Origin of the sequence: Solwaraspora sp. WMMD791 (genome assembly GCF_029581195.1) — a bacterium.
In the GTDB taxonomy this organism is placed as follows: Bacteria; Actinomycetota; Actinomycetes; order Mycobacteriales; family Micromonosporaceae; genus Micromonospora_E.
The window spans coordinates 609,900-635,361 of record NZ_CP120737.1 but is presented as its reverse complement, the minus strand read 5'-3'; the positions used below and the strand labels follow the sequence as shown (position 1 = coordinate 635,361).

Annotated in this window: 19 protein-coding genes; 10 read left to right on the top strand and 9 right to left on the bottom strand. The window is 69.9% G+C overall.

Annotated features, from left to right (window positions below):
- Positions 1–13: 13 nt before the first annotated feature.
- The 4 genes from O7623_RS02735 to O7623_RS02720 all read right to left on the bottom strand — a co-directional run bounded on the left by O7623_RS02735 (position 14) and on the right by O7623_RS02720 (position 4,687).
- On the bottom strand, positions 14–751 hold the full coding sequence (locus tag O7623_RS02735; RefSeq protein WP_282226993.1) for a class I SAM-dependent methyltransferase: 738 nt from the start codon (positions 749–751) through the stop codon (positions 14–16).
- A gap of 65 nt (positions 752–816) precedes the next feature.
- Positions 817–2,217 carry a 3-deoxy-7-phosphoheptulonate synthase class II gene (locus tag O7623_RS02730; protein ID WP_282226992.1) on the bottom strand — a complete coding sequence of 467 codons (1,401 nt, stop codon included), beginning with the start codon at positions 2,215–2,217 and terminating at the stop codon, positions 817–819.
- 31 nt (positions 2,218–2,248) lie between these two features.
- Entirely contained in the window at positions 2,249–3,079 is an 831-nt protein-coding gene (locus O7623_RS02725; RefSeq protein ID WP_282226991.1) for a class II aldolase/adducin family protein, read from the bottom strand.
- An 87-nt stretch (positions 3,080–3,166) separates the two neighbouring features.
- Positions 3,167–4,687 carry an FAD/NAD(P)-binding protein gene (locus O7623_RS02720; RefSeq protein ID WP_282226990.1) on the bottom strand — a complete coding sequence of 507 codons (1,521 nt, stop codon included), beginning with the start codon at positions 4,685–4,687 and terminating at the stop codon, positions 3,167–3,169.
- Between the two features lie 177 nt (positions 4,688–4,864).
- On the opposite strand from O7623_RS02720, the gene O7623_RS02715 reads away from it, so the two are divergent.
- Positions 4,865–6,595, top strand: a complete 1,731-nt coding sequence (locus O7623_RS02715; RefSeq protein ID WP_348775121.1) for an AMP-binding protein — start codon at positions 4,865–4,867, stop codon at positions 6,593–6,595.
- 68 nt (positions 6,596–6,663) lie between these two features.
- Here O7623_RS02715 and O7623_RS02710 read toward each other — a convergent pair whose 3' ends face one another.
- The 5 genes from O7623_RS02710 to O7623_RS02690 all read right to left on the bottom strand — a co-directional run bounded on the left by O7623_RS02710 (position 6,664) and on the right by O7623_RS02690 (position 11,844).
- On the bottom strand, positions 6,664–7,668 hold the full coding sequence (locus O7623_RS02710; protein ID WP_282226988.1) for a hypothetical protein: 1,005 nt from the start codon (positions 7,666–7,668) through the stop codon (positions 6,664–6,666).
- Entirely contained in the window at positions 7,665–8,162 is a 498-nt protein-coding gene (locus O7623_RS02705; protein WP_282226987.1) for a flavin reductase family protein, read from the bottom strand. Before O7623_RS02705 ends, O7623_RS02710 begins: the two co-directional genes overlap by 4 nt.
- A 55-nt stretch (positions 8,163–8,217) precedes the next feature.
- Complete coding sequence (locus tag O7623_RS02700; protein ID WP_282226986.1) at positions 8,218–9,774, bottom strand: 4-hydroxyphenylacetate 3-hydroxylase N-terminal domain-containing protein; 1,557 nt, start codon at positions 9,772–9,774, stop codon at positions 8,218–8,220.
- A gap of 280 nt (positions 9,775–10,054) precedes the next feature.
- The gene (locus tag O7623_RS02695) at positions 10,055–11,071 is read right to left on the bottom strand and encodes a helix-turn-helix domain-containing protein (protein WP_282226985.1); all 1,017 of its coding nucleotides are present in this window, start codon (positions 11,069–11,071) and stop codon (positions 10,055–10,057) included.
- A gap of 164 nt (positions 11,072–11,235) precedes the next feature.
- Entirely contained in the window at positions 11,236–11,844 is a 609-nt protein-coding gene (locus O7623_RS02690) for a TetR family transcriptional regulator (protein ID WP_282226984.1), read from the bottom strand.
- A gap of 136 nt (positions 11,845–11,980) precedes the next feature.
- On the opposite strand from O7623_RS02690, the gene O7623_RS02685 reads away from it, so the two are divergent.
- From O7623_RS02685 to O7623_RS02645, 9 genes are all read left to right on the top strand, one after another.
- Positions 11,981–12,625: an NAD(P)H-binding protein gene (locus O7623_RS02685; RefSeq protein WP_282226983.1), complete on the top strand. Its 645-nt coding sequence runs from the start codon at positions 11,981–11,983 to the stop codon at positions 12,623–12,625.
- 31 nt (positions 12,626–12,656) lie between these two features.
- The gene (locus tag O7623_RS02680; RefSeq protein WP_282226982.1) at positions 12,657–13,913 is read left to right on the top strand and encodes a multidrug effflux MFS transporter; all 1,257 of its coding nucleotides are present in this window, start codon (positions 12,657–12,659) and stop codon (positions 13,911–13,913) included.
- A 79-nt stretch (positions 13,914–13,992) separates the two neighbouring features.
- Positions 13,993–14,997, top strand: a complete 1,005-nt coding sequence (gene gap / locus O7623_RS02675; protein ID WP_282226981.1) for a type I glyceraldehyde-3-phosphate dehydrogenase — start codon at positions 13,993–13,995, stop codon at positions 14,995–14,997.
- 80 nt (positions 14,998–15,077) lie between these two features.
- Entirely contained in the window at positions 15,078–16,007 is a 930-nt protein-coding gene (locus tag O7623_RS02670) for a pyridoxamine 5'-phosphate oxidase family protein (RefSeq protein WP_282226980.1), read from the top strand.
- A gap of 1 nt (position 16,008) precedes the next feature.
- A complete protein-coding gene (locus tag O7623_RS02665) occupies positions 16,009–16,284 on the top strand; it encodes a Dabb family protein (protein WP_282226979.1) in 276 nt (91 codons plus the stop codon).
- 1 nt (position 16,285) lies between these two features.
- Entirely contained in the window at positions 16,286–17,464 is a 1,179-nt protein-coding gene (gene aroC, locus O7623_RS02660; RefSeq protein ID WP_282226978.1) for a chorismate synthase, read from the top strand.
- A gap of 658 nt (positions 17,465–18,122) precedes the next feature.
- Positions 18,123–20,027, top strand: a complete 1,905-nt coding sequence (locus tag O7623_RS02655) for a family 16 glycoside hydrolase (protein ID WP_282226977.1) — start codon at positions 18,123–18,125, stop codon at positions 20,025–20,027.
- Positions 20,028–20,092: 65 nt separating this feature from the next.
- Positions 20,093–21,352 carry a multicopper oxidase domain-containing protein gene (locus O7623_RS02650; protein ID WP_282226976.1) on the top strand — a complete coding sequence of 420 codons (1,260 nt, stop codon included), beginning with the start codon at positions 20,093–20,095 and terminating at the stop codon, positions 21,350–21,352.
- A gap of 49 nt (positions 21,353–21,401) precedes the next feature.
- Positions 21,402–25,412 (top strand): ThuA domain-containing protein, encoded by a 4,011-nt coding sequence (locus tag O7623_RS02645; protein WP_282226975.1) that lies wholly within the window; start codon positions 21,402–21,404, stop codon positions 25,410–25,412.
- Positions 25,413–25,462: the final 50 nt, after the last annotated feature.

Genomic DNA, 25,462 nt, shown 5'->3' with positions numbered 1-25,462 from the left:
TGACCGGCGCCGCTCAATCGACCCGGGCGACCGTCACCAGCGGGCCGCGCCCGAACCGTGGTGGCGGTTCCTTGCCGAATCCACCGAACTCGTCCACCACGGTGAACCCGGCCGACCCGAGCAACTGCCGGATCTGCGGCGCGGTCAGGACCGACTGGACGAAGGTGTTCTCGTACATGCTCACCGTGCCATCCGGGTTGCGGACCAGCAGCGTCTCGTCGTTGACCCAACTGCCGTCGTGCGGCCGCAGGGCCTGCCGGGCGAGTCGGGTGACGAGCATGTCGTCGCCACGATGGTGGGCCACCACGACCGGCTGGTACACGTCGACGAAGCTGAGCAGGTGCGCCGCGTCGAGCACGAGGTGTCCGCCCGGGCGCAGCCAGTCCGCGACGCGGGTCAGCAACGCCGGCAACTCCGCGTACGGCACCAGGTTGAGGGACCCGAACAGGCAGGTCACGACGTCGTACGTCGCCGCACGGCGGAAGGTCACGACGTCCTGGCACACGTACTCGACCCCCGGCGTCGCGCTGCCGCTGGCGAAGTCGACGAACGAGGCGCTACGGTCGACGCCGGTGCCGCGGTGACCGCGCGCGGCCAACGCCCGCAACGTCGTACCCGTGCCGCAGAGCAGGTCCAGGACCCGACCTCCCGGCGGCAGGTACGAGGCCACGAAATCGGCCTCTGCGGCGACGTCGCGCATGTCCCGGCGGATCACCTCGTAGCAGGCGCCGGGGAACTCGAAGCTGTCCACGAGCTTCCTCTCCTCTGTTGATGGTCTACGGGTCGGTCCACTGCGGCTGGCGGGCACGGTGGTCATCAGCCCCGCAGGGCCTCGGCGACGAGAAACGCCAGCTCGAGGGACTGCTGGGGGTTCAGGCGCGGATCGCAGGCCGTCTCGTAGCGTTCCGGCAGGTGCAGGTCCTCGATCGCCTGCGCGCCACCGACGCACTCGGTGACGTCCTCGCCGGTCAACTCGATGTGAATTCCGCCCGGATGGGTGCCCAGGTCCCGATGGACCTTGAAGTAGCCGAGTACCTCGTCGACGATCCGGTCGAAGTGCCGGGTCTTGTAGCCGTTGCTGGTCGAGTAGGTGTTGCCGTGCATCGGATCGCACTGCCAGACCACCCGGGCACCGACACCCGTCACCTTCTCCACGATGGGCGGCAGCACGTCCTGCACCCGTTGGCTGCCCATCCGGCTCACCAGGGTGAGCCGGCCCGGGATGTTCTCCGGATTGAGCTTCTCGCAGAGCTCCAGGGCGATCTCGGGCGTGGCACCCGGGCCGAGTTTGACGCCGATCGGGTTCGCGACCCGGGACAGGAAGTCCACGTGCGCCCCGTCCAACTGCCGGGTGCGTTCACCGACCCACAGGAAGTGACCGGACAGGCAGTATGCCCGGCCGTTCGACCAGCGGGTCAACGCCCGGTCGTACTCCAGGGCCAGTGCCTCGTGCGAACAGCTGACCGAGGTGGTGCGCAGAGCGTCCACCTCGGTCAGCCCGCACGCGGAGATGAACGCGATCGCCCGGTCGATCTCCCGGGCCAGCGATTCGTATCGCTGGCCGGCCGGGGAGTTCCGGACGAAGTCCCGGTTCCAGTCGTGCACCCGGTGCAGGTCGCCGAAACCGCCGCCGAGATAGGCCCGGAGCATGTTCATCGCGCTGGAGGCGTTGGCGTACGCCCGGACGAGGCGCTGCGGATCCGGCCGCCGCGCCTCGGCGGTGGCCTCCAGCGAGTTGATCATGTCGCCCCGGTAGACCGGCAGGCCGTGGGCGTCGACGTCCTGCGTACGGGGCTTGGTGTACTGCCCGGCGACGCGGGCCACCTTCACCACCGGCAGGCTCGCGCCGTACGTGAGCACCACCGCCATCTGCAACAGCGTGCGGAGGTTGACCTGCAGGTGTTCCTCGGTGTTGGCGACGAAGGTCTCGGCGCAGTCGCCGCCCTGCAGCAGGAAGGCACGGCCTTCGCCCACCACCGCGAGTTGGCGGCGCAGATCGTCGACCTCGTTCGGGGCGACGATCGGCGGCACCTCGCGGAGCAGGTCCGCGACGGCGTCGACCTCGGCCTGATCGGGCCAGGGCGGCCGTTGAGCCCGGGGCAGGTGCCGCCACGCGTCCAGGCCGCCGTCGTCGCCCGGGCCGGCCGGCCCGGGTGGACCGGGTGGTGGTGGCGCCTGGTCCGGGGCGGTCGAGAGAAAAGACTGGGACTGGGTCATCGGAGAAACTCCAGGTTCGTCGTTGCGGTCGTCATTCGTCGAGGAGATCGGGCTGTTCGTGAACGATGTCGTCCCAGAGCACCTGGAAACTGAACCAGCCCAGTTGCGGGTCGCCGAACCCGTCCCGGGCAGCCTCGGCCTGCGCGGGGGTGAGCCGTCCCAGCTGGCCGGCGGCGGCGGCGAGCAGTTGCACCTGCGCGCATCCGTCGTAGGTGACGAACCAGTGCACGGCCTCGTCCACCGACCCGCCGACGGTGATGAGTCCGTGGTGGCGTAGCAGGATGGCCCGCTTGTCACCGAGCGCCTCGGCCATCGCGCGGCCCTGGTCGATGGCGACCGACGGGCCGTCGTAGCGGTCGTACAGCACCTGGTTGTGGTAGAAGGCGGCGGACTCCTGGTCGATCGGCTCGAGCAGCCGACCGAGCGCGCCCAACGCGCGCGAGTGCACGGTGTGCCCGTGTGCGGCGGCGGTGGCGTCCGGGCGGATCTGGTGGATCTGGGAGTGGATGGCGAAGGCGCTCGGGTTCACCCGGTGCCGACCGGCGACCACCCGGCCGGTACCGTCCACGAGGATCAGGTCGCCGACGGTGACCCGGTTGAACGACACGCCGAACGGGTTGACCCAGAACGTCTCCGGGTCCTCGGGGTCGCGGACCGAGATGTGGCCGGAGATGCCTTCGCCGTAGCCGAGTTTGCCGAAGATGCGCAGCGCGGCGGCGAGTCGCTGCTTGCGGTGGCGGCGTTCGTCGTCGGCCGAGCTGAACCTGGGCTCGGTGGGGATCGGCAACCCCGTGTGGGTGTCGGCCAGGTAGCTGGGCCGGTCGGTGGTGCGCAGCGGTGGTGTCGATTGGGTGATGGTCACGATTCCTCCTCGTTGCGGTGAATGCGGTAACCGACGGGTAGACACGGTCACTGAGGCGACGCCGGCGGAACGCTGACGGTGAGTGGCTCAGGCGACCCCGGCGGGGAGCGGAGCGGTGTGGTCCGGGCCGACGAACTCCGCGTCGGCGATCGCGGTGGCCACGTCGACGGCCCGGTCGACCAGGGACGGGACCCCGAAGGTGAAGAACAGCTCGCCGGCGGCGATGTCTCCGATGCCGTACAGCCGCGGGTCGGCACCACGGCCGGTGACCAGCCGGCTCGTGGCGCGCTGCAGGCGCAGCCCACCACGGGGGTGCCGCAGCGCGATCCCGTTGGTCTCCATCGAGCGCACGAGCGACTCGGCACTTGGCGGGATGCGGTGCGCCGCGGCGCTCGTCGCGCTGATCGCGTGCCGGGTGACGAACGTGGCGGATTCGACAGCCACGTCGAAGCCGCCGACCGCTCTCGGCCGGATGTCGCGAAGTCCGGCGCTGACGGTGAGCTGACCGCTGTCCAGGAGCTGGATCAGGGCCGCCGCGCTCGCCGGCGGCATCGGGCAGCACAGGCTCATCATCGTGCGGTAGTGCTCGCGAAGGATGAACGCCCGGTCCTGCGCGGTGAGCAGCGGCCACAGGTCCGGTCCGGTGTCCGGCACCGCACGTTGCAGAATCCGCAGGCCGATGTCCGGCGAGTCGACCTCGGACAGTTGCCGGCGCAGCCGGACGGGCGCCGCCTCGGTACGGGTCGCGGCGAGCTCCGATCTGACCTGCGCTTCGGCCCCCGGGCCGGCCTCCGCGAGTTCCCGGCGCATCAGTGGCACCAGGTCCGCCAACTCGACGTGCACCCGGTCGGCGGCCCATCGCCGCAGCAGCTGGGGCGTGAAGTGCCGCAACTGGTAGTCGACCGTCCGCTGCCGCACCCCGGGGAGCAGTCCCTTGCGGGACACCATGCTGATCGGGCCGCGGTGGCGGGATCTGGCCAGGCCGAGGACCACGTCCACCGCGGTCAGGCCGCAGCCGACGACGGTGACGTGCGCGTCGGGGTCGATCGACGGCAACGTCGTGTGCAGCGGGTAGGGGTCGTGCACGAAGCCGGTTTCACCGCTGAGTCCGTAGGCGTCCTGTGGCCGGCCACCACCGACGCACAGCACGCCGTAGTCGACGGCGTGATGCCGACCGTACGCGGTGCGCAGCACCACCCGCTCGCGGGTCCGACCGATCGCAGTGACCGCCGACCGGACCACTTCCACCCGCCAACCACGGTGTCGCAGTGCGGTGAGCGCGGCGTCCGCGCTGTCGGCCAGGTACTCCCCGTACAGCGCCCGGGCCGGAAACAGCGACCCGCTGTACGGGTCGGCGTCGCCCCGGTCGGTACGTGCCCGCAGCCACCGACCGAAGTGGCCGATGTCGCCGGCGACCACCGACATCTCCTCGGGCGGCGCGTTGACCCGGACCGATTCCAGGTCGGGTTGGAACGGTCGACCGCGCCACAGGTGCGGCGACGGCTCGTAGACGGTGAGGCCACCATTGATCAGATCGGTCTGGGACAGGGCCGTGATGAGGCAGACAGCCGACGGGCCACCGCCGATCACCCCGATTTCCATGGTCATTTCCGCCACCTCAGCGTTGTCACTCCGAAGTTCGCCGTCAATTTATCGCATCAGAAATTGATCGAGATCGGACTATCTAGAATAATTGATTCACCCTGTGTCCATCGTCACACTACCCTTTCTTCGAGTCGAAGACTCTGCCAACCTTTGACGCAAGCGCACGCGGACGTCGGCGCAATGGCAGAATCAACCGATTCGGGCCAGCAAGGGGCATCCGCGCAGCAGGAACTACGTTTCATGGAGGATTGGGGAATTATCATGCATGAAGACCAGCCTGCATCACTGGTGGACGGAGGGCCGGCACCAGTTGTTCCATTCGAAAATATCGGCGCAGCCCTTCTCGCGGCGGCAAGCGCCGGAACCGGTGGAATCGACTTCGTCACGGCCGAGGATTCCCACGAGAGCGTGTCGTACGCCGAACTCCTCCGCAGGTCCCGGCAGTTGCTCACCGCGCTGCGGTCGGGCGGTGTCACCGGCGGAGACCTCGTGCTGTTGCAGGCGCACCAGGAACTCGACCTGCTCACCGGCTTCTGGGCGTGCGTCCTGGGCGGATTCGTACCGGTCCCGGTGGCCGCCGAAACGTCACCGGCGCAGCATTCCGACGCCGAACGGACACTGGTCGACGTGTGGCAGATGCTCGACCGGCCGTGGGTGCTGACCGGGCACCCGCCGACCAGCGACGGTGCGCCGCCGGCATGGTCCTCACGGTGGGTGGGCCGCATCGGTGAGTTGGCGAGCAACCATCCGCCGGCCGCCGAGGTGCACGCCGCCCGCCCCGAGGACGTCGCCGTACTGTTGCTCACGTCGGGAAGCACCGGGCTGCCGAAGGCGGTGACGCTGCGGCACGGCAACATCCTCAGTCGCAGCGTCGCCACCGCCGCGGTCAACGGCCTCACCGCCGACACCCGGACCTTCAACTGGATGCCGCTGGACCACGTCGGCGGTCTGATCATGTTCCACGCCCGGGACGTGATCGTCGGGTGCCACCAGGTGCACGCCCGGTTGCCCTGGATCCTGGCCGATCCGCTGCGGTGGCCGGCCATGATGTCCCGACACCGTAGCGAGGTCACCTGGGCGCCGAACTTCGCCTTCGGCCTGGTCAACGACCGGGCCGAGGAGATGACCGGTCGCGACTGGGACCTGCGCGCGCTGCGCTACATCATGAACGGTGGCGAACCGGTGAAGCCGAGGGTGGCCCGCACCTTCCTGCAGCTGCTCGGACGCTTCGGGCTGCCGGCCACCGCGATGTACCCGGGCTGGGGGATGTCCGAGACGACCGCCGGTGTCGTGGACTGTGTGTTCTCCGCCGCGCACGCCAGCGACACCGACCGGTACGTACCGGTGGGGCGGCCACATCCGGGAGTACGGCTGCGCGTCGTCGACGAGTTCGACCGGCTGCTGCCGCAGGGCCGGGTCGGGCGCCTGCAGGCCGCTGGTCCCACCATCTTCGCCGGGTACTACGGCCGGCCCGACCAGACGCAGGCCGTCTTCACCGCGGACGGCTGGTTCCGCACCGGCGACCTCGCCTACCTCGACGACGGGGTGCTCGTGGTGACCGGCCGGGTGGACGACGTCATCGTGCTCGACGGCGTCGACCTGCACGGCCACGAGATCGAGGCGGCCGTCGAGGAACTGTCCGGCGTGGAGCCCTCGTACACGGTCGCGTCCACCGTACAGACCCGGCCCGAGCACCCGGTGCAGCTCGCGGTCTTCCTGCACCCGCGTGGCTCGGCGGATCTCGGTGTCCTCGCTCAGGACGTCCGCGCCCTGGTCCGGGACCGGTTCGGGGTCGAGGTGGCGCATGTCGTCCCGGTGGATCGGCAGGAGGTGCCGAAGACCGGGATCGGCAAGCTCCGCCGGGCTCACCTGCGGCGGCGCTTCGAGGCCGGGGCGATCAGGGGCAGCTGATGTCATCGTGTCCTCCGCGGCCACGGGGCGGGCAGGTGCGGCGTCCCACCTGCCCGCCGTGGTCCCTCTCAGCGCCGGAAGTCCTCCAGCGAAACGGTGAGGTCGTCCCGGTTGGCCCGGTACCGGATGCAGTACTGCTGCGGATACCATCCCGCCACCTGCCATGCCGCCGGCTGCTTGATCGGCAGACAGGCACTGGAATGCTGGCCGGTGACGAGACCCTGCAACCATGAATGGGTGATCATCGGCTCCAGGAAACTGATCCTGCCGTCGTAGGAGCCGTAGATGAAGGTCCTGGTGAAAGGGCTGCCGTTCCACTCCGGCGACGTCTGGTCCAACAGGTGGTTCCCCATCGCGACCTCCACCATCTGCAGGTCGGTGTAATCGGCGGGAAGATATTGCGGTGGCACTGGCACCGTACCCCGGACGAAGTCGTCGCAGTGCACGATGATGCCGCAGGGGCCGGGCCGGATGGCATCGCGTTCAGCCTTCGGCTGAATGTAGAAGTGGAAATCGAAGTGGGGCACGTCGTACACCCCCGGGGCACCATGACCGTGCGGGTTCCAGTTGACCAGCGCCCACGTCAGCGGTACGCCTGGGAGCCGGCGAAGAGCCGCAGGCAACTCCAACTCCCGCTCATGTCCGCCGGCGCATTCGGTCATCTCCTGGATCGCACCGTCGCCGTCGACGTCGAAGCAGTGGTGCCGGTCGGTCATCTCGGTCGGCAACCCCGACAGCGCGCTACTCGGGAACGTGATACCGATGACGCGCGGCACGGTGCCCTCGATCTGGGCGTACGTGCGTACCGTCGCGCCGCCGAGCGGAAGTGGCCGGCCGTAGACAGCGCACACCCCGGCGTACGACGGTGTCCGCGCCAGGAGCCGTTCGGCCGTCGCCGCCGGCACCGTGACGGTCACCTCGACCCCCCGGTAGCCCGATGGGACCAGGCAGATCGTGGTGGTGTGGGCGGCGGACGCGTCACCGCCGGTGGCGATCGACGTGGCGACGGCCGCGACCGCGACCAACGACGCCGACAACGTGGCGGCCAGCAGCCGCCGTGGCAGCGGGATCATCGTGGTGTTCCTTCCAGGGTGTGGAATCCTCCGCGAAGAAAGATCAATGGCTCCTGTTCGTCGTCCGATCCGGCGGCGAGCACCTCGCCGATCACCAGTACGTGGTCACCGACGACGACGTGGTCTCGGACCTTGCACTCCAGCCAGCCGGCCGAGTCCAACACCAGCGCACCGGTGAGACCGCCGGGGCGCGCGGGCAGGGCCCGGACCGCGGCGTACCGGGCGTCCCGGTCGCGAGCCAGCGACCGGGCCAGATGTTCCCCGCCGGCGGCCAGGATGGATACCGCACACACCCCGCTGCGCAGCAGGTCGGCGAGGAACCGGGAGCCGACGCCGAGGCACACCGACACCAGCGGAGGGTCGAGGGACATCGAGGTGAAGGAATTGACGGTCACGGCGTCGTGCCGTCGCTGGTGCGGCTGCTCCGCGTAGGTCGTCACGATGCAGACGCCGGTGGCGAAGTGCCGCATGGTCGTACGCAGGTCGCTCTGCATGCTGATCTCTCCTTCAGGCGAGCGGCACCGGCCGCGCGTACGGATCTCGACCGGGTCAGCGACCGGCGCTCCATCGGCCACGCCGCCAACCGTCCACGTCGTAGTCGTCCATGCACTGCTGGACGAAGGCGCCGTACGAGTCGAGCAGCCCTGCGCCCCGGGACCAGTTCATCGTGTCGAGACGGACCTGGTCGGGACCGCCCGCGTAGTTCAGTTCGTACAGTTCGTGCCGGCCGCCGAACTCGCTGCCGAGCGCGTCCCAGGCGAGTTTGAACAGCTTCACCCGGTCCTCGGCCGAACCCGCCGACCCGCGCAGGTACCGGTCGATCAGCGGCCGCAGGGCCGGGTTGGTCATGTCGGTGGCGGTCGACGGCGTCATGAGCAACGCGGCGGCCAGGTGTTCCTCGAAGAACCGGTGCGTCCGTTCCCAGCTGATCGGGGCGAGCGCCCGGTAGCCGGCGGAGTAGTCCATCCGTGGGAGCACGGTCCCACCGGGTCCGGGCTCCGGGTCCATCGCCATCGCCGTCGTCACCGCCCACGTCATGTGCCGCCAGGCGAGCAGCTCGCCGAGCCCGGCCTGCACGCCACGGAACTTGTCGGTCCCGTTCAGCTGGGTGCCCCGGTCCAGGAGCCCGGCCATGAACTCGAGCTTGACCGCCATCCGGATCGCGCCCTGGAAGAAGCCTCGGCTGAGCAGGCCGGACCGGGGGAAGTACTGGTGGATCTTCTCCGTGTCGCGGTAGATCAGCACGTTCTCCCACGGGATGAAGGCACGGTCGAAGATCAGGACCGAGTCGTTCTCGTCGAACCTGCTGGACAGCGGGTTGTCGTACGGGCTCGTCGCCTTCTGCTCGTACGACGTCCGACAGATGACCTTCAGGCCAGGGGTGTCCAGGGGGGCCATGAACGCCAGCGCCATGTCGTCGGCCTTGCCCGCTTCGAGGTTCGCCAGGTGGATCTGGCCGACGAACGCGGCATGGGTGAGCGCCGAGGCGGTCCCCATCAGCTTCGCGCCCTCCACCACGATCCCGCCGTCGCGCTCCTCCACGACCCGCAGGTAGACGTCCGGGATGTCGTGGGCCGGCTTGTTGCGGTCCACCGGCGGATTGACGATGACGTGGCTGATCGACAGCCCTTGCCGCACGTACCGCTCGTACCACGTGCGGGCGCTGTCCTCGAACGGCTTGTAGAAGTCGTGGGTGACGGCCAGGCCGGCCATGAACGACGCCTTGTAGTCCGGGGTGCGGTTCATGAACCCGTAGCTGAGCCTGGCCCAGCACTCGATCGCGTCACGCGCCCGCAGCAGGTCGTCGACGGAATGCGCCGGCGTGAAGAACCGGTGCGTACGGGCACCGGTGTACCGGTCGACGGTGGTCATGATGTCCCGGGTGTCCGGGTGGTGCAGAGCGTCGTAGAGCTGCGCGGTCGACCGGGCCGCGTGTCGGAAGGCCGGATGGACGGTGACGTCCTTGACGAGCTCGCCGTCGATGAAGATCTGACGACCGTCGCGCAGGCTGTCCAGATAGCCGTCACCGGTGAGCAGGTCGTTCGGCGCCTCGGCCGTCGTGGCGGCACCGTTCGTGCCGGGCGCGAGGGTGGGGATCTGAACCATGGCAGGAGAACCTCCGGATCGATGGGTGGGACGACCGGTGCCGACAGCGCTCGCGACGTGCTTCGAGTTGCCCGTGCTGGCCACACATCGAAGATCGCCATCTGCGTCACGGCCGAATCCGACGGTACTGAGCACATCGGGTCGCCGGTTTCACCAAAGCGAACCGGTACTGGCGCGATCGCGCACACCCGGGCCCGCGCGACCCGACATCCGTGGCCGCCGCTGCGCCATGCGTGGCCGTCGAGGATGCCATGCGTGGCGCGCGCCGGTCGCCGCCTGCTCAGGCGATTAGCGCGTCCGACGTGGCGGTCTCCGCGCCATCGACCGCCGCTGGACTCAGATGCGCGGGGAGCCGTTCGAGCTTGCGGTACTCCTGGGGCGAGACGCCGAAGCGCTCCCGGAACAGGCGACTGAAGTGCGAGGCGGCGGAAAGGCCCCACCGTTCCCCGATCAACGCCACCGGCACGTGCGCCAGTCGTGGATCGCGCAGGTCCGCGGCACACCGGTCGAGTCGCTGGTCACGGATGAAGCTCGCCGGGCTCAGCCCCTGTTCCTGAAAGAGTTTCTGCAGGTGGCGCACGGATACGTGGTGGCGTTTTGCCAGCGCGCGTGGCGTGAGTTGCGAATCGCCCAAGTTATCCCGCACATACGCCTGCACTCGCAGCAGCAATGCCTGCCGGCCCGCCTGCGGATCATCCGGATTGCGCCGTAGGTGTTCGCCGAACAGGGTGGTGATCAGGCTGGTGATGCTGCACCCCACCTGCTGAGCGGTGGCTGCGTCGAATTCGTGCATGTGACCGGCCAGACCGAGCAGCAACGGCGAAAGCAACGCCGCCACCCCCTGCGCCCCGGACCAGCAGCGAGCGGTCAGCTGCGCGGTGGCCGGCGGCGCCACTCCAATGACGCGGTGCGGTATCTTCAGCACCATCATCCGGAAACGGGTGGCCATCGACAGGGTGAACGGTCGAGCGTTGTCGAAGGCGACCATGTTGCCGGCTCGGGCTATGCCGGACCGGTCGTCCTGGACCACTTCGGCCTGACCGGCCAGCACCCCGCAGAGGTAGACGAATTCCTCTTCCTCGTTCCGCCTCGACCACCGGGTACGCGCCACAGTATGTGGGTCGGCCGCGATCAGTGAACTCCGCACGTGGCCCAACTGCGCCAGTACCATCTCGCCGTGGAAATCGCCCTCGTTCTTGCCGGTCACCTGGAGTCTGCCACAGCTGAACTGCACCATTTCACGCCACTCGGCGAAACTACGTGGATGCAGTGAATCGCACTCTTCCTCAGCACTCATCCCGCTCCCCCGCAACCAGACCTGCCGCCTACGGCCAGAGACGTCGTCGTCTGCCGCAGCGGAGCATAAGCGACTCAGGCCCGATTAGTCGAGATGGATGGTCGGTATCAAAACCGACAGGAATAGAGCCATCAAATGGAAGAATCACCAGCTAGGAGAAAATATTACTCCCTATTGGCACCTATAAATTCATTGAGACTTTCGGTGCCACGTCGGGAAAATTCGGTCAGAAATTCCCGCAACGCCTGCTGACCGCCTTCGGTAGCGGTGTCGTCCCCAGTGACCAGCCGGCCCAGCGTGGCGAACGCATGCGGCCAGGCCGAGATCCCGATCAAGGTGAACAGCAGCCGCGCGGCCTCAGGCCCGGCCGGACGTCCGATGTGCTCGGCGAGTGCCGCACCACTGCGCGCGTAGCAGCGGCGCCGCTCCGCCTCGTCCGGAACGAAGTCCCCGCCGCACTCGAGGGCCTCCCACAGCAGCATCCGCAGCAGCTCGGGGCGGGACTGGTGGAAGTCGAACGACTTCCGCACGTAGTCACCGACGTCCTCGCCCACCTCGACCACCGTGGCCAGCCGCATCTCCTCCAGCATCTCGGCGAGCACGCGCTGGTACAGACCCTCCTTGTCGCCGAACCGGGCGTAGATGCGCTCCTTGTTGTAGCCCGAACGTGCGGCGATGCGGTCCACCCGGGCACCCGCAAGCCCGTACGCGGCGAACTCCACACGGGCCGCAGCCAGGATCGATGCCTGCGTCGCCTCTGGGTCTCGTGCCATGAACGAATCCTAACTCTTCCCCCAGTCCTTCCAACCAACTAGTACGTTTGTTAGCATGACCGCGATCCGCCACGACCCGACGACGGTCCGTGGTGCTGCCGGGTGCGCGGCACCCACCTGAGCTAAGGAGTACGACGTGAAGGTTCTGCTGTTCGGCGCGAGCGGCAACATCGGCCGCGCCATCGCACAGGAGCTGCTCACGCGGGGACACACCGTCACCGGGGTCACCCGCCGCGGCACGGTCGACGGCGTCGACCACGATCAGTTCACCAGCACCGCCGGCGACGCCACCGACCCGACGACTGTTGCGTCCCTGGCCGACGGGCACGACGCCGTCGCCTGCGCGGTCGGCCCGGCGGTCGGTCGGGAGGACGACCGGGAGATCATCGTGGGCACCGCCCGATCGTTGATCGAAGGACTGCGCAAGGCGGGCGTCCGGCGGCTGGTCACCATCGGCGGTGCCGGCAGCCTCGAGGTCGCCCCCGGCAAGCGGGTCCTCGACGACCCGAACTTCCCGGCCATGTGGCGCGCGAACGCCGAGGCCCAGAGCGAGGCACTCGGTCTCTACCGCGACGTGACGGACCTGGACTGGACGTACATCTCGCCGGCCGCGCACATCGGCGAAGGCCCCCGCACCGGCGCCTTCCGGGTCGGCGGCGACCAGTTGCTCACCGATGACAACGGCAAGAGCGACATCTCGTACGCCGACTACGCGGTGGCCTTCGTCGACGAACTGGAGCGTTCCACGGCCGTCCGCCGCCGGATAACCGTCGCCTACTGACCCCGACCGGGCAACGAAAGGCACAAACGACATGCGTCCCACATCGTCCGACGGGGCCGGCAACGCTCGGCTCATCGTCATCCTCGGCGCCCTGGTCGCGCTCGGTCCGCTCTCGACCGACGCCTACGTGCCGGGCCTGCCGGAGCTGACGAAGGACCTCGGCGCGAGTGCGTCCGGCGCCCAGCTCACCATCACGTCGTGCCTGGTCGGCCTGGCGATCGGACAGCTGCTGGCCGGCCCGCTCAGCGATGCGCTCGGCCGACGTCGCCCGCTGATCGTCGGGCTGACCCTCTACACCGTCGCCGGGCTGCTCTGCGCACTGGCGACCGACGTCTGGGTCCTGGTCGCGCTGCGACTGGTCCAGGGGATCGGTGGTGCCTTCGGCATCGTGATCGCCTACGCGGTCGTCCGGGACCGGACCTCCGGCGCGGCCGCGGCCCGCTTCTTCGCCCTGCTGATGCTCGTCACCGGGCTGGCCCCGGTCTTCTCCCCGATCGCCGGCGGACAACTGCTGCGGGTGACCACCTGGGAAGGCATCTTCGTGGCGCTGGCGGCACTCAGCGGCGTCATGCTGCTCGCCAGCCTGCTGGGCCTGCCGGAGACCCTACCGGCGCAGCGGCGCCACCGCGGCGGGCTGCGGGCGATGGGGCCGGTGTTCCGACAGTTGCTGGCTGACCGGGTCTTCACCGGGTACGTGCTGGCCAACGGCTTCGCCTTCGCGGCCATGTTCGCGTACATCTCCGGGTCGCCCTACGTGCTGCAGGACATCCACGGGCTTTCCCCACAGGCGTACAGCGCGGTGTTCGCGGTCAACGCGCTGGGCCTGGTCGTCGCGGCACAGCTCAGCGGCCGCCTGGTGCAACGCACCGGCGCTCGCGCGTTGCTCGCCACCGGACTCTCCGGCAGCGCGCTCGGTGGCCTCGGCGTGTTGGTGGCCGCCGTCAGCGACGCGGGGCTGACCCCCCTGCTCATCGCGCTGTTCGTGGCGGTCGCGAGCGTGGGTCTGGTAATGCCCAACGCCGCCGCGCTCGCCCTGCAGGAGCACGGCGAACACGCCGGTTCCGCCGCGGCGCTGCTCGGCTTCTCGCAGTTTCTGGTCGGTGGTGCGCTCGCACCCCTGGCCGGAGCGGGCGGCACCGGGACCGCGGTTCCGATGGGCCTCGTGATGGCGTCGCTGGGCTGCCTGTCGCTGGTCGTCTATCTCATGCTCACCCGTCGCCAGAGCGGGTCCGACCCGACGGGCGCCGCCGATGACCGCGACGGGCTGAAGGCTCCGGCGGCGACGTGACCGCCCCGGGCGTGTGCCGTGCCGACCGGCCGGATCCCGCGCCGGTCGGCACGACGGAACGAGACAAGGAGACATCGCCATGACCACCACGGTCGCCATCAACGGATTCGGCCGCATCGGTCGCAGCTTCTTCCGCGCCGCGCTGGCCCGCAGGGCCGATCTGCGGATCGTCGCCGTCAACGATCTGGCCGACGCGGCCACCCTCGGTCACCTGCTGCGCTACGACAGCATCCTCGGGCGGCTCGGTCACGAGGTGAAGGTGACCGCCGACGAGCTCACCGTCGCCGGCACCACCACCCGGGTCTTCGCCGAGCGCGATCCCGCCAAGCTGCCCTGGGCCGACCTGGGTGTCGACGTCGTGGTCGAGTCGACCGGTGCGTTCACCGACGCCACGAAGGCCCGCGCCCACCTGACCGCCGGCGCCCGCAAGGTACTCATCTCGGCGCCGGCGAAGCACGAGGACATCACCATCGCCTACGGCATCAACCACGACCGCTACGACGCTACCCGTCACGACGTGGTGTCGAATGCCTCGTGCACGACCAACTGCCTGGCTCCGCTGGCCCAGGTGCTGCACGACGGCCTGGGCATCGAGCGAGGGCTGATGACCACGGTGCACGCCTACACTCAGGACCAGAACCTGCAGGACGGGCCGCACCGCGACCTGCGCCGGGCCCGCGGGGCCGCGCAGAACATCGTGCCGACCACGACGGGTGCCGCCAAGGCGATCGGTCTGGTCCTGCCCGAGCTGCAGGGTCGCCTCGACGGGTACGCGCTGCGGGTACCGGTGCCCACCGGCTCCTGCACGGACCTCAGCGTCACCGTCAGCCGCGAGACGACAGTGGACGAGGTCAACGCGCTGTTCGCGGCGGCGGCCAACGGCCCGCTGGCCGGCGTACTGAGCTACACGCAGGACCCGATCGTCTCCGCCGACATCGTCACCGATCCGGCGTCGTGCATCTTCGACGCGGGCCTCACCAAGGTCATCGGTAACCAGGTGAAGGTGGTCGGCTGGTACGACAACGAATGGGGCTTCTCCAACCGGGTGGTGGACGTCGTCGCCCTCCTGGGTGCCAGGTCCTGAACCCAGCAGCCGTGGGCGGCCACGAGGGCCCCCGTTCGTGGCCCGCCCGCGGCGTTCCCCGTACGACAGGAGGCACGGTGATGATCCGTCACGACGGCGAGCAGGCGGTGCAGCGGCGGGCCGGGGAGGGACACCCCGGCTGGGGCTCACCGATGTTCAGCGCGGAGATACCCATCGGTTTCCATGGCTTCATCCTGGCCCAGCGGATGCTGGTGGTCGGTGCCCGCGACGACGACGACGCGCTGTGGGCGACGGTGCTCGCCGGCCCATCGGGCTTCGCGAGGCCGACCAGCGACCGCACGGTCGAGATCGACGCGCTACCGGCACACGGCGACCCGCTCCGCGACGCATTCGGCTCGACGCGCGAGGTCGGCATCCTGGCGATCGAACCGCAGACCCGCCGCCGGATCCGGATCAACGGGCGAGCGACCCGCCGCGACGGCGGTCTGAGCGTGGTCACCGATCAGGTTCTCGGCAACTGCCCCAAGTACATCCAGACCCGAGAGATCGTCGAGGTGCAGCCGTGCCCGACCGAGGCCGAGGCCACCGTACGGCGCGGCACCGCGCTCAGTGACGCCCAGCAGCGGCTGATCCGGGCCGCCGACACGTTCTTCATCGCCAGTCACGGCCCGGGACACGGTGGCGACGCCTCCCATCGCGGTGGGATGCCCGGCTTCGTCCAGGTGCGTGACGCCCGGCGCCTCGCCTGGCCGGACTACTTCGGCAATTCGTTCTACATGACGCTGGGCAACATGGTCCTCGATTCCCGGTGCGGGCTGTTGTTCATCGACTGGGAGACCGGCGACACCCTGCAGCTCACCGGGCGCGGCACGATCGACTGGGAGCCGGGTCGCGCCGCGGCCGTGCCGGGTGCGTTGCGACTGGTCGAATTCGAGATCGACCAGGTCGTCCAGATCGACCGGGCGCACCCGCTGCGTTGGCGACTGCACGGCTATTCCCGTCACAACCCGCCGAGTGCCACCGACGGCGCCGTTCTGGAGGCTGGCTGACATGCTGACCCATGTGGTCCTGATGCGACTCACCGACGCGGCGGACGCGCCCCGGGCCCGGCAACTGCTGGCCGGGCTCGCCGCCGACGTACCGCAGTGCCGGTCGCTCGTCGTGGGAGCCGATGTCGGCCATGGCCCGTACTCCTGGGATCTGGCTCTGATCAGCACCCACGACGACGCCGCCGGTCTGGCCGCCTACCAGGCACACCCCCGCCACCTGGAGGTGGTCGGCTGGCTCGGCCCCCGCCTCGCCGAGCGCGCGATCGTGGACTTCTGAGATGCGCTGGCTCACCGCCGGCGAGTCACACGGCCCGGCCCTGGTGTCGGTGATCGACGGCGTGCCCGCCGGCGTTACGGTGACCGGCCAGGACGTTGCCCGCGACCTCGCCCGCCGCCGACTGGGCCACGGCCGGGGTGCCCGAATGACGTTCGAGCGGGACGAGGTCGAGATCCTCGGTGGCGTCCGGCACGGGGTGACATTGGGTTCTCCGGTGGCGATCCGGGTGGGCAACTCGGAGTGGCCGAAGTGGCGCACCGTGATGGCGGCCGACCCGGTCCCCGCCGAGGAACTGGCGGCGCAGGCCCGCAGTGCCCCCCTGACCCGGCCGCGACCAGGCCACGCGGATCTGGCGGGGATGCAGAAGTACGGACACGGCGACGCGCGTCCGGTGCTGGAGCGGGCAAGCGCCCGGGAGACCGCAGCCCGGGTCGCCGCAGGAGCTGTCGCCCGGGCGCTGCTGCAACAGGCGTTCGGAGTTCGGATCGTGTCGCATGTCGTCGCGATCGGCGACGTGCGGGTCGACGACGAGGCACCGGTACCCCGTCCGGTGGACGGTGACAGAATCGACGCCGACCCGATGCGATGCGTCGACCCGCAGGTCAGCGCCCGGATGGTCGACGAGGTCGACGCCGCCAGGAAGGACGCGGACACCCTGGGTGGCGTCGTGGAGGTGCTCGCCTACGGTGTGCCACCGGGTCTGGGTTCGCACGTCCAGTGGGACCGTCGACTCGACGCACGGCTGGCCGCCGCGCTGATGTCGATCCCCTCGGTCAAGGGTGTGGAGATCGGCGACGGCTTCCGCCAGTCCCGGTCGCGGGGGTCGGTGGCGCACGACGAGATATTCGCGACACCGGACGGCGTACGGCGTGCGACCGGTCGCGCCGGTGGGTTGGAGGGCGGGATCACCATCGGTGCGCCGTTGCGGGTGCGGGCCGCGCTCAAGCCGATCTCGTCGCTGAACCGGGCGCTACGGACCGTCGACGTCGTCAGCGGCGCGCCGGCCACCGCGATCAATCAGCGTTCCGATGTGTGCGCGGTGCCGGCCGGCGGGGTGGTCGGCGAGGCCATGGTGGCGCTCGTCCTGGCCGAGGCGGCCACCGAGAAGTTCGGTGGCGACTCGGTGGCGGAGATCCGCCGGAACCTGGCCGGCTACCTCGAGAGCCTGATCATCAGCTGATCCACCGCCCATGTCGGCCGATCGGGTCCATGATGCAGGGTGGCGCGGCGCCCCGGGTCGCCGGCCCCACCGACAGAAGTATCGAGCCCCCAGCAACAGCTTCTGTCAATTTGAATGAAAGTCTAGTGCGGTCGACCGAAAGACATAGACACATCGACATCAAGTCGGCTAGTGTCTGACCTCACCAGCGTGCGACGGCGGGGAAACCAACGGCGAGGCCCACTCGACCGGACACTCTGGAAGGGTCGGTCTCCTGTCGAGACCGCCCCGCCGGGGCCGTGGCACCCCCGGGACATGGCACATCTGATCGGCGCGGCGGCGCGCGCCAGCACCCTCACGTCGCCCACCCGCCCCTTCACCACGGCAAGCCAGGTCCCGCCACCGTCCATCCCGCGCCACCGAATCCTGCCCCGACCACGTCGACGGCTCCGTGATCTCCCGCGACCACCCGCCGCCAGCGGCTGGAAGCAGCACGGCCATCCGTCGTCGACGGCGGGCGGCCACCGCATGCCCTGATCCGCCTTCGGCACCCCACGGGCGGAACCCATCCCACACACCACGACGGACACTTGTGAAAGGTGTGCCGGCCATGTCAGCTGCCCACGCCAGGTACGGCGAACCCGATCGTCACATCCGACCACCCATCAGCGGCAGGCGGGTGAGCACCGCGCTGATCGCCCTGGTCGGCATGGTGCTCACCTCGACGCTGGCCGCGCTGCCGGTCAGCGCCCGGCCCACCGACGGTGGACCCGCCCCGGCCCGCGACACCCAGGTGCTCACCTGGACCGCCGGCAACGACGTCACCGCCTACACCGAGGCCCCGGCGACCGCGGTCCCCGGCCCGGCGACGCTGATCTTCGAAAACAGCGCCGCGACCGGCAACACCAGCGGCATGCAGCACACCCTCACGTTCGAGACCGGGGATCCGACGTACAACCAGGACGTCGCCGTCAACATCCTGGCCGACCCGTTCGACACCAACGGTGGTCGGTGGAGCGTCGACGTGGTGCTGACCGCCGGCACCTACCGCTACTTCTGCGCCATCCCGGGACACGGCCTGATGAACGGCATCCTGGTCGTCAGCGACGGCACCACCGAGGACACCACCGCGCCGACGGTGACCGCGGCGTTGTCCGGGCCACGCGACGACGACGGCGCCTACCTCGGTGCCGCCACCGTCAGCCTGACCGCGACCGACAGCGGCTCCGGCGTCGACACCATCGAGTACGCCCTCGACGACGGTGGATTCGAGCCGTACGACGCACCGGTCACCGTGAACGAACCCGGCCCGCACACGATTCGCTACCGGGCCACCGACGTCGCCGGCAACGTCTCCGACCCCGCGTCGGTGACCTTCACGGTGGTCGCACCCCCGGACCCGGACACCACCGCACCGTCAGTGACCGCCACCGTGTCCGGCGCCCGCGACGGCAACGGCGCCTACCTCGGTACGGCGACAGTCGCCCTGGCCGCCGTCGACGACGACTCCGGGGTGGCCAGTGTGGAGTACGCCCTCGACGAGGGTCCGTACACCACCTACACGGCGCCGGTGACCCTCAACCGCCCCGGCGATCACCTGGTGAGCTACCGGGCCACCGACGTCGCCGGCAACGTCTCCGACCCCGCGTCGGTCGCCTTCACCATCGTCACCGGCGGCGGCGATCCGCAGTGCCCGGTGCTCGACACCCGGGCGACGGTGTGGCTGGGCACGGTGAACAGCCGGGTGCCGAACCGGCAGGTCGTCACCGGCTGCACGATCAACAACCTGATCGCCAGCGAACGCAACTGGTTCAATCACAACGAGTTCATGCGGCACGTCCGCGCGGTGGCGAAGGATCTGCTGGCACGCGGCGTCGTGAGCCCGGCCGAACGGGCCACGCTGATCGAGGCGGCCACGGCGTCGGCCGTCGGCAAGTCCGACGCGCAGACCGGCTACCAGTCGATCCTCGGTCGGTCCGGGGCCTCCTTCGCCCAGTGGGAACAGGTCGGGGCGGGCGGCTTCACCCGCAACGCCGACGGGTCGATCACCAGCAGGCCCGTCGACGGGCTCGGGCTGCTCTGGTTCCCGATCCGCGCCTACGGTGACTTCTCGCTGAAACTGCAGTGGCGCGACGACGCTCCGGGCGACGCCCGGGCCAACAGCGGCGTCTTCGTCCGCTTCCCCGCCGTGCACCAGCACCCGACCCAGCCCCGGCCGGAGTGGGTGGCGATCGAGTACGGCCACGAGGTGCAGATTCTCGACGACCCGGCCGGTGACCGCTACAAGACCGGTTCGGTGTACGGCTTCGACGGCGTCGACCTCGGCACCGCCGGCGTCACCGCGAAGGGCACCTGGAACGACTACGAGATCCGGGTCGTCGGGCAGCACTACTCGATCTTCCGCAACGGCGAGCTGATCAACGACTTCGTCAACACGCCCGACCTCGTCTTCGATCCGCCCCGGGACGGCGACCCGGGTGGTGCGGGCCGCCACCGGGCCGAAGGCTACCTCGGCCTGCAGGTGCACGGCGTCGACGACATCGTCAGCTTCCGCAACGTCCGCGTCGCCCCGCTGGTCCCGTGACCAGCGACCGGCGGGACGTGCCCGCCTGCCCTGACCCCCACCGGCTCTGCGAACAGGAACAGACGTTGAACCACACGACAGACACCCTCACCGGCCCGGTCGGCGAACCGGCTACACCCACCGCCCGACTGCGCGCCGGCACCGGCCGGGCACTGCTGGTCCTGGCGGTACTGGCGGCCACCTTCGCCAGCGCCGGTGCCGCGTACGCCGTACGCACCGAAGCCCTCGCCCAGGATGTGACCGCGCCGGCGGGCGGCGCGGCACCCGACGGCTGCGTCGCGCCCGACCGCGAACTGCAGCTGTACGCGGTGGAGCTGCCCCGCGACCCGGTCACCAACCAGATCCGACTGGGTTACGGCCTGACCCCGCAGACGGCCTCCTACCCGGGGCCGACGATGGAGATGATCGAAGGCGAATGTCTCGCGATCACGCTGCACAACCAGGTGACCGCCGAGACGCTGGCGCAGTTGCGCACCAACCCGGCGCATCCGCTGGGCGTGTCGCTGCACGTGCACGGCGTGAAGTACACCCAGGACTCCGACGGCACCGTGCACAGCGGGTCGTACGTGGCACCGGGCGAGTCACGGACCTACACCTGGTACGCGAAGCCGCGCAGCTCACGCACCGGATCCCCGGGTACCGCCGGCTACTGGTGGTACCACGACCACGTCGTCGGCGGACCGCACGGCACCCAGGGCCTCAACTCGGGTCTCTTCGGCGGACTGGTGGTCCGCCGCCAGGGCGACCCCCGACCGGACCGCACCTACGTCACCGCCTTCGGTGACCGGCAGTCGATCAACCTGCGGCGCGGCGCGGCGGCCGACGACTGCGACCTGGTCGACCCGGTGCCCGGCCCGGCCTGCTTCGTCGCCCAGGTCGGCGAACGGGTCGAGTTCATCGTCATCGGCCTCGGCGACGACATGCACACCTGGCACGTCCACGGCCATTCGTGGGCCGACACCCGCACCGGAGTGGTGGCCGGCGACAACAAGGCCATCGTCGACTCGATCCCGGTGATCGACAACAAGACCCTCGGGCCGGGCGACTCGTTCGGCGTCACGATCGTCGCCGGCGACTCCGTCGGACCAGGTCACTGGATGCTGCACTGCCACATGCAGTTCCACTCCGATCTGGGCATGGCGACCACGCTGCACGTGCTCGACGAGAACGGGCAGATGCCACCCGGCGGCCACCACCACCGCCAGCTCCTCTCCCCCGCAGCGGCCGACGACGCCGCGCAGGTGCCGGCCGACGCCGCCGACGTACCGGCCGACGCCGCCGACGTACCGGCCGACGCCGCGGCGGCGCACGCCGCACACCGCTGATCCCTCCCCCACCCCGGCGCACCCCGCCGGGCCGCCATAAGGAGCAGGAATGGCACACCGACGCCATTTCACCTTCCCCCGACTCCGTCACCGACCCGCCCGATCGGGTGCCGCCCGCCGGCGCGGCACCGCGCTGGCGGCGACCGTGACCCTGCTGGCCGGGCTACTGACCGCCCCGGTCTCCCCCGCCCAGGCGTACACCGCGCCCCCGACCTGGGGTAACCGGGTGGTCAACGTCCTGGTCTTCCACGGCCCCGAGGCCGAGCAGGACGATCCGGTGCGCCGCGCCACCAACGTCATCCGCCGGCTCGGCACCGAACACGGCTTCTACGTGCACTCCGCCGACGACCCGGCGGTGTTCAACGCCGACAACCTGGCCCGCTACCGCAGCGTCGTCTTCCTGTCCGCCCACGGGATCACCCTCGACGCCGCACAGGAGGCGGCACTGCAGGCGTACGTCAAGGGTGGCGGCGGGTTCCTCGGCGTGCACGACGCCGCGTACGCCCAGCCGAGTTCGGAGTGGTTCACCGGGCTGATCGGCACCCGTCCGGCACCGACCCTGCCCCCGTCGGAGGATGTCGTCGAGGCGAGCGCCAGCGGCAACAACCCGCCCAACGAGACCGCCGCGCACGCTTTCGACGGCGCGACCGGCACCAAGTGGCTGACCCGTACCCCCACCGGCTGGCTCGCCGGGCGGCTGGCAGCCCCGACCGTGGTCACCCGGTACGCCCTGACCTCGGCCAACGACTTCGCCGGCCGCGACCCCCGGGACTGGACGCTGCAGGGCTCCACCGACGGCGAGAACTGGACCGACCTGGACCGGCGGACCGGACAGAGCTTCCCGCAACGCTTCCTGACCCGACAGTTCACGGTCGACAACACCGTGCCCTACCAGCACTACCGGCTGAACATCACCGCGAACAGCGGTGAACCGCTCACCCAGCTCGCCGAGCTGTGGCTGATCGGTGCCGACGCCGGCCCCGCACCGGAGACCCAGGTGCAGCAGGCGAAGGTCGACGTCACCGACCGCCACCACCCGGCGACCACGGACCTGCCGCTGAACTGGACCCGGTCCGACCAGTGGATCAACTGGGACCCGAGCCCGGTCGGCCGGGTGCACACCGTCGCCCAGGTCGACGAGGCCAGCTACGACGCGGGGCTCAGCGGCAACGGGCCCTTCCACCCGGTCGCCTGGTGCCACGACTACGACGGTGGTCGGTCCTTCTACACCGGCATGGGCCGCACCGAGGCCAGCTGGGCGCAGGACGAGCAGTTCCGGGACCACATCCTCGGCGCGATCCGGTGGACCGCCGGGACGGTACGCGGTGACTGCCAGGCGACGATCGCCGCCAACTACCGGGTGGAGCGGCTCACCGGCACCAACCAGCAGGGGCAGATGGACCAGATCGGCGAGCCGCACGGGTTGACGATCGCCCCGGACGGCACCGTGTTCTACCTCGGGCGTGCCGCCTGCGCCACCGGCGCCGTCCCGGACTGGTCGAACCCGAACGTCGGCAAGGGCTGCGGCACCATCCATCAGTGGGATCCCCGGACCAAGCAGGTCACGCTGCTCACCACGCTGGAGGTGATGGGCAACCGGGGCAGCGGCAGCGAGCTGGTCAAAAGTGAGGAAGGCCTGCTCGGGATCACCCTGGACCCGGCGTTCACCGACAACGGCTGGTTCTACGTGTACTGGATGCCGCACGCCTCGATCGACCGCGACAAGCGCGTCGGCCGGCGGACCGTCTCCCGGTTCACCTACGACCACGACGAGTCCAGCATCGACCAGGCCACCCGGGTGGACCTGCTGAGTTGGGAGACCCAGATCCACAGCTGCTGCCACGCCGGCGGCGGAATGACCTTCGACGAGGCGGGCAACCTGTACGTCAGCACCGGCGACGCCAACTCCTCCGGCGGCTCCAGCGGCTACTCCGGCAACAACTGGACCCAGGAGTACGCCGGGATCTCGTTCCAGGATGCCCGCCGTACCGCCGGCAACACCAACAGCCTCGACGGCAAGATCCTGCGGATCACACCGCGACCGGACGGTACGTACAGCATCCCGGAGGGCAACCTGTTCACCGGTGAGGAGGCCGGGGGCGGCAAGACCCGACCGGAGATCTACGTGATGGGGGTCCGCAACCCGTCGCGGATCGCCTGGGACCCGGTCAACGACTGGCTGACCGCCGCCTGGGTCGGCCCGGACGCCACCAACCCGGACCCTGAGCTGGGGCCGGCGAAGTACGAGCACGCCACGATCATCACGTCGGCCGGTAACCAGGGCTGGCCGTACTGCATGGGGAACCGCCAGCCGTACCGGGACCGCAGCAACACCGACGCGACGGTGCTGACCGGCTGGTACGACTGCGCCAACCCGCGCAACACCTCGCCACGCAACACCGGGCTGGTGGAGCTGCCGCCGGTCCGCGACAGCATGATCTGGTACTCCCCGCAGGGCGGCGGGCCGGTCTTCCCGACCCGTACCGACGGCAGCGGGCTGCCGACGTACGTGCCCGGCGAGGAGACCTTCACCCGGCCGTACCTGCGTGGTGGTGGCCAGGCCGTGATGAACGGACCGACGTACCACCGGTCACAGGTGGACACCGACAGCGGAGTGGCCTGGCCGGCGCACTGGGACGGCAAGTGGTTCATCGGTGATCAGTCGAACTCCACCAACCGGGTAGCGGTCACCGTCGACCCGGCAGTGGTGCCCGAGCAGGGGGCGCCCGCCTTCGGTGAGGATCTGCGGGCGATCATTCCGGGCGGCAGCGGCGGTAACCAGCTGCAGTCCTGGATGGACGCCAAGTTCGGCCCGGACGGGGCGCTGTACCTGCTGGACTACGGCGGCGGGTTCTTCACCCTGCACGGCAACCAGAAGCTGATCCGGATCGTCTACGACGGTGGCGCGCCGACGCCCGGCCCGCAGCTCGCCTCGGCGCGGGTGCCGGACCCGAGCGACCCACGGACGGTGGCCTTCTCCAGCCACCGGGTGGGTGGCGTCGCCTGGGAGTGGACCTTCGGCGAGGGCAACCGGGTGTCGAACCAGCCGCACCCGACGCACACCTACCGCACCCACGGACGGTTCGAGGCGACGGTGAAGGTCACCTACGCCGACGGTGAGGCGGCCACGCACACCATCGTGGTCGACACCGGCTGCGACGCCCCGGACGCCCGGGAGACGGTCTGGTTGCTCGACACCGACACCGGCGTACCGAACCGTGACGCGGCGGCCGGCTGCACCGTCAACGACCTCATCGACGACGAACGGCAGTGGCCGAACCAGGGCTCGTTCACCAGCCACCTCGACGAGGTGCTCGCGCAGCTGCACGACGACGAGGTGCTCGACACCGCCGAGGTGGCGACCCTGCGGGCAGCTGGAGACGCGTCCCCGATCGGGCGCACGACCGGATACCGTCCGCTGTTCGACGGGACCGGTCATTCGTTGGCCGCCTGGCGGCAGGCACCTGGGGGCACGTTCCGGCTGCTGCCCGACGGTGGGATCAGCACCTCGGGCGGGCTCGGGATGCTCTGGTACGGTGCCGAGGAGTTCGCCGACTACTCGCTGCGGCTGCAGTTCAAGGACGTCTCGCCCGGGGACGTGCGGGCCAACAGCGGGGTGTTCGTCCGGTTCCCCGACCCGACGGTGCCGGTGGACGACCGACCGGCGGGCAGCTGCGGCACCGTCGGCTCGGCCCGCAGCTCGCAGGCCTGGGTGGCGATCTACTGCGGTCACGAGATCCAGCTCTACGACGGTGCCACCGGCGAACCGCAGAAGACCGGGTCGGTCTACAACTTCCAACCCACCAACCTGGAACAGGCCCGGCCGACGCCGAAGGACGAATGGAACGACTACGAGATCAGAGTGGTCGGCCAGCGCTACACGATCATCCGCAACGGCGTGACGATCAGCGAGTTCGACAACGTCCCCGGCAAGCAGTCGTCCCGCGCCGGTGACCCGCCGACCGATCTGCGGCAATTCGTCAGCGGCTTCATCGGACTGCAGAACCATGGCGGCAGCGACGTGATGCAGTTCCGCAACGTCCGGCTGCGCACGCTGTGACCGGTCGCCGGGCCGGGCACGGGCCTTGCGCCCCTGCCCGGCCCGGCGAC

Coding starts and splice junctions, on each gene's coding strand:
- O7623_RS02730 (WP_282226992.1), bottom strand. CDS start 2,217: ATGACCCAGTCCCAGTCTTTTCTCTCGACCGCCCCGGACCAGGCGCCA.
- O7623_RS02720 (WP_282226990.1), bottom strand. CDS start 4,687: ATGACCATGGAAATCGGGGTGATCGGCGGTGGCCCGTCGGCTGTCTGC.
- O7623_RS02715 (WP_348775121.1), top strand. CDS start 4,865: ATGGCAGAATCAACCGATTCGGGCCAGCAAGGGGCATCCGCGCAGCAG.
- O7623_RS02710 (WP_282226988.1), bottom strand. CDS start 7,668: ATGATCCCGCTGCCACGGCGGCTGCTGGCCGCCACGTTGTCGGCGTCG.
- O7623_RS02705 (WP_282226987.1), bottom strand. CDS start 8,162: ATGCAGAGCGACCTGCGTACGACCATGCGGCACTTCGCCACCGGCGTC.
- O7623_RS02700 (WP_282226986.1), bottom strand. CDS start 9,774: ATGGTTCAGATCCCCACCCTCGCGCCCGGCACGAACGGTGCCGCCACG.
- O7623_RS02695 (WP_282226985.1), bottom strand. CDS start 11,071: ATGAGTGCTGAGGAAGAGTGCGATTCACTGCATCCACGTAGTTTCGCC.
- O7623_RS02690 (WP_282226984.1), bottom strand. CDS start 11,844: ATGGCACGAGACCCAGAGGCGACGCAGGCATCGATCCTGGCTGCGGCC.
- O7623_RS02680 (WP_282226982.1), top strand. CDS start 12,657: ATGCGTCCCACATCGTCCGACGGGGCCGGCAACGCTCGGCTCATCGTC.
- gap (WP_282226981.1), top strand. CDS start 13,993: ATGACCACCACGGTCGCCATCAACGGATTCGGCCGCATCGGTCGCAGC.
- O7623_RS02670 (WP_282226980.1), top strand. CDS start 15,078: ATGATCCGTCACGACGGCGAGCAGGCGGTGCAGCGGCGGGCCGGGGAG.
- O7623_RS02665 (WP_282226979.1), top strand. CDS start 16,009: ATGCTGACCCATGTGGTCCTGATGCGACTCACCGACGCGGCGGACGCG.
- aroC (WP_282226978.1), top strand. CDS start 16,286: ATGCGCTGGCTCACCGCCGGCGAGTCACACGGCCCGGCCCTGGTGTCG.
- O7623_RS02645 (WP_282226975.1), top strand. CDS start 21,402: ATGGCACACCGACGCCATTTCACCTTCCCCCGACTCCGTCACCGACCC.